The organism is Microcystis sp. CS-574, assembly GCF_028329095.1.
Taxonomy (GTDB): domain Bacteria; phylum Cyanobacteriota; class Cyanobacteriia; order Cyanobacteriales; family Microcystaceae; genus Microcystis; species Microcystis ichthyoblabe_A.
The window spans coordinates 1-3,335 of record NZ_JAQMSY010000130.1 but is presented as its reverse complement, the minus strand read 5'-3'; the positions used below and the strand labels follow the sequence as shown (position 1 = coordinate 3,335).

Here is a 3,335-nt window from a genome sequence, read left to right as displayed (position 1 = left end):
GAACAATCGAACATAAATCGATGTTAACGCTTTTTCCCGTCACAGCAGTTCCGGCAAAGTAATTACAAGTTTGAGCCAAAACTATATTCGGTTTTGCCCAGGAAGTACCGACTACCATTGTCAAAGATAGACTAGAAATCAAAATAAATTTTTTCATGGTTGATTTGACATTTTCTGGAGGCTTTTTCTGAGATCATTTTATACTCAATTGAATTGCGGCTAGAACCTGATGGCGACAAAATATTAGTATTTTTTATCTAATTCTCTGTTCCCGCCGAAAAGCGATCGCTAGTTGTCAAATTTAATTTGACTGGAATGTATAACACCCATTTATCTACAGACATTCGTATCATACCAAGAGCCAACCGAACCATAAATATTGATGGTTCTACTCTTGATCACGAAAATCCCCCGTTCAAGAAAACTTAACAATGCCCACCAGCGATCGCAGTTGACAAGACTAAAGCGAGCGCACTGGATGAAAGTATTTCTAAGGCGATCAACAAAGGTTTAAGAATGTGAGGGATTGATGTTACAATATCTCTTGAATAGATATTATTAATTGAAGCTTTCGATAAAGAACGCATATAATAAGCCAATAAAAATAAAAAGGTGCGTTAATTGCACCCTAAGCGATTGGCGAGCGCTCTGAAAGTCCTTATCGGTCTGATTGGCGTGCGACAATGATCGCCACAATTTCCGACTATAATAAAGAACCAGCAACTCTCAATGATTACGAATTTCACTGAATGCCAACGGTCATTAGAATTGGACATTTTCGGTTTCACTTCTATTCCGATTAAGGTTCCGAACCGCTACATATTCATGTACGTTCTCCTGATGGTGAATGTAAATTTTGGCTTGAACCGATAATCATTTTAGCTTCCAATCGTGGTATTCCTTCCCATGAGCTACGGGAAGTAGAGAGGCTAGTTTATAAAAATCAAGACCTTTTAAGGAGTGCTTATCGTGATTTCCACAAACATTAATCCTATAATGACTGTTGAGCCTGCCGCCATTCGAGCCTGGGCAGAAGAACGCATGATATACGTTGAACTCAGTGATGGACGTATTATCGGTTTTCCTAGTGATCGCTTCCGTATTTTGAAACAAGCAACGAATGAGCAATTGGCGGCGGTTAAGGTTGAAGTCAACGGCTATGCTCTACGGTGGGAAGAATTAGATGAGGATATTACCGTTCCGGGGATTGTCGCTGGTCATTTTCAGTTACCGCCTTTCTAATCTGTTTTGATAGTTCAAGCAATTGTAGGATGAGTTGGCGTAGGCGATCGCGGTTTTAAAGTTTAATTAACAACAAGATTAACAAGAAGAGGGCGATCGCACTGGATGAAAGGGTTTCTAAGGCGATCGCCAAAGGTTTAAGGATGCGAGGGATTGATGTTACAATGTCTTCAGAGAAAGAGCTAATGGGGGTTTCTGATGAGGAACAGTTAGCTTATGCTTTATTGCAAGGCCGAGTTATTTTCACTTTTGATGATGGCGATCGCTGATGCTTCTACGCGCTGGGCTAACATCTCCAATATTATAGGTGTTTTTGCTTTATGAAAAATCAGTTATTAAAATTAGCTTTTGAAGTAGAAATTGAAGAAGGGGAGCAACTCAATCTTCCCAGTTCTATTGTGCAAGGAATTGGTAAAGGGAAGTGGGTGATTACTATTCAGCCCAAAACCTTAGTTAGCGATCGCCTTCATTCTTCTTTTCTGAATAGTTATGCCTCAGAAGACGAAGGTTTATATGACGATTATTAAAGGAGGTGAGTTCTGGGTTGCCAAAATTCTATTTACTGATGGTACATCATCAAAAAAAAGACCTGTGTTGATTCTTTGGGTTGATGGAGATGACGTGATTGTAACGGCTGTAACCTCAGCAATGCCCCGAACACAAACAGACATATTATTAAAAGATTGGGCCAATAGTGGTTTGAGGGTTCCCTCTACTGTACGTTTATCCCGTCTTGATTGCTTGGAAAAAAACTTACTGCTTGCTAAATTGGGAAGGATTTCAAACGAAGATGCTGTCTATCTACTTAGAGCTTGGGACGATTATATTAAACTCAATTTTAGGTGATCGCAGCTTCTAAGGCTAAAATGATCGCGGTTTTAAAGTTTAATTAACAAGAAGACGGCGATCGCCCTGGATAAAAGTGTTTCTCAGGTGATCGCATTTTTTGGGAACGTAGAATATCGGACAAAATATCTACAATTAAGGTTTGAGTTTTTAACGATAATAAGCCTAATTCACGTTGAATCAATGAAAATCGAAGTGTTACCAAATGATCAAGTTTGATGGCTGACGATTTGTGAAGACCGCTGATCATAAAATCTGGATTTTGGGGGTTCAGAATAATATCTGTATGAAGGGGATTTTCGGGAATACGACTGGTGATCAGAGCAAAGATAATATGTTGATAGTTTCCAATTTGATTGGTTAGGCAATAAGCGGGACGAACTTTACTGGAAGATAAATCGTCGAAGGGGAATTGAATTAATACGATTTTACCCTTCATCGCTTACAGGTTGTCCATCATTAAGGGTATAAATATCTTCTTCGGGATCGTGCAAAAAAGCAAAGCTAGGGTTATGGCCAACCACATCTAGCCAGTTTTTTTCGTTTAGTTCATCCTCCGACATCAAAAGAATGACGCGCACAAATCGAGCTTTTTCCTGGGGAATGGGGTGATCGAGTTGAATTTGCCCTTGGGTATTAAGGATACCAGTGGTTTCAATCGCACGCATAGTAAAGTATAAAGGGGGCGATTCGATTCTAACATTAAAAATTATGGAAAGTGGAAGTAGCTTCAGCGATCACGGTTTTAAAGTTTAATTAAGATAAAAGTGTTTCTAAGGCGATCACCAAAGGTTTAAGAGTGCGAGGAATTAATGTTACAATGTCTTCAGAGGAAGGACTGATTGGGGTACGACAATGACCGCCACAACTCCCAACAATATTGGCGATAAATAACGGTAGGATGTGTTAGCGTAGAGTAACGCATATAGAAACACAAAAGGCGCGTTAAGAAACGCACCCTACAAGATCGGCGATCACAATGCAAAATCGGCGATCACTGCATATTGATTAATTAAGCGAGAAATAAGGGACTTGCGCTTTGATAATGTACCATTTAGGGCTGGTCTTATTCTTCTACAGAGCGATTGTCTGGCTGGGATATTATTCCGGCGTTGCATAATAGAGATATGAATGGAGGAAATCAAAATGCAATGCCCTGAATGCAAATCTACCCATATCCGTAAAAATGGCATCAATAAACAAGGTAAACAAAATCATATTTGTGTAACCTGTGGCCGTCAATTTAT

At 39.6% G+C, this 3,335-nt stretch carries 8 protein-coding genes; 6 read left to right on the top strand and 2 right to left on the bottom strand.

What is annotated here, in order from left to right; translation table 11 throughout:
• Positions 1-821: 821 nt before the first annotated feature.
• The 5 genes from PN470_RS10465 to PN470_RS10445 all read left to right on the top strand — a co-directional run bounded on the left by PN470_RS10465 (position 822) and on the right by PN470_RS10445 (position 2,088).
• Positions 822-989, top strand: a complete 168-nt coding sequence (locus tag PN470_RS10465) for a DUF4160 domain-containing protein (RefSeq protein ID WP_306307487.1) — start codon at positions 822-824, stop codon at positions 987-989.
• A gap of 7 nt (positions 990-996) precedes the next feature.
• Entirely contained in the window at positions 997-1,242 is a 246-nt protein-coding gene (locus PN470_RS10460) for a DUF2442 domain-containing protein (protein WP_043997139.1), read from the top strand.
• A 65-nt stretch (positions 1,243-1,307) separates the two neighbouring features.
• Complete coding sequence (locus PN470_RS10455; protein ID WP_370445108.1) at positions 1,308-1,511, top strand: DUF5615 family PIN-like protein; 204 nt, start codon at positions 1,308-1,310, stop codon at positions 1,509-1,511.
• Between the two features lie 51 nt (positions 1,512-1,562).
• A complete protein-coding gene (locus tag PN470_RS10450) occupies positions 1,563-1,769 on the top strand; it encodes a hypothetical protein (protein ID WP_002737153.1) in 207 nt (68 codons plus the stop codon).
• On the top strand, positions 1,756-2,088 hold the full coding sequence (locus PN470_RS10445; RefSeq protein WP_016514834.1) for a type II toxin-antitoxin system PemK/MazF family toxin: 333 nt from the start codon (positions 1,756-1,758) through the stop codon (positions 2,086-2,088). Before PN470_RS10450 ends, PN470_RS10445 begins: the two co-directional genes overlap by 14 nt.
• Positions 2,089-2,131: 43 nt before the next feature.
• On the opposite strand, the gene PN470_RS10440 is transcribed toward PN470_RS10445, so the two are convergent.
• Positions 2,132-2,527 (bottom strand): type II toxin-antitoxin system PemK/MazF family toxin, encoded by a 396-nt coding sequence (locus PN470_RS10440; protein ID WP_016514835.1) that lies wholly within the window; start codon positions 2,525-2,527, stop codon positions 2,132-2,134.
• Positions 2,517-2,756, bottom strand: a complete 240-nt coding sequence (locus PN470_RS10435; protein WP_016514836.1) for a hypothetical protein — start codon at positions 2,754-2,756, stop codon at positions 2,517-2,519. The genes PN470_RS10440 and PN470_RS10435 overlap by 11 nt, the downstream gene beginning before the upstream one ends.
• Positions 2,757-3,234: 478 nt before the next feature.
• Between PN470_RS10435 and PN470_RS10430 the strand changes: the two genes are divergently transcribed.
• Positions 3,235-3,335: transposase-like zinc-binding domain-containing protein (locus tag PN470_RS10430; RefSeq protein ID WP_420372278.1), on the top strand; the 101-nt coding region annotated here is incomplete at its 3' end.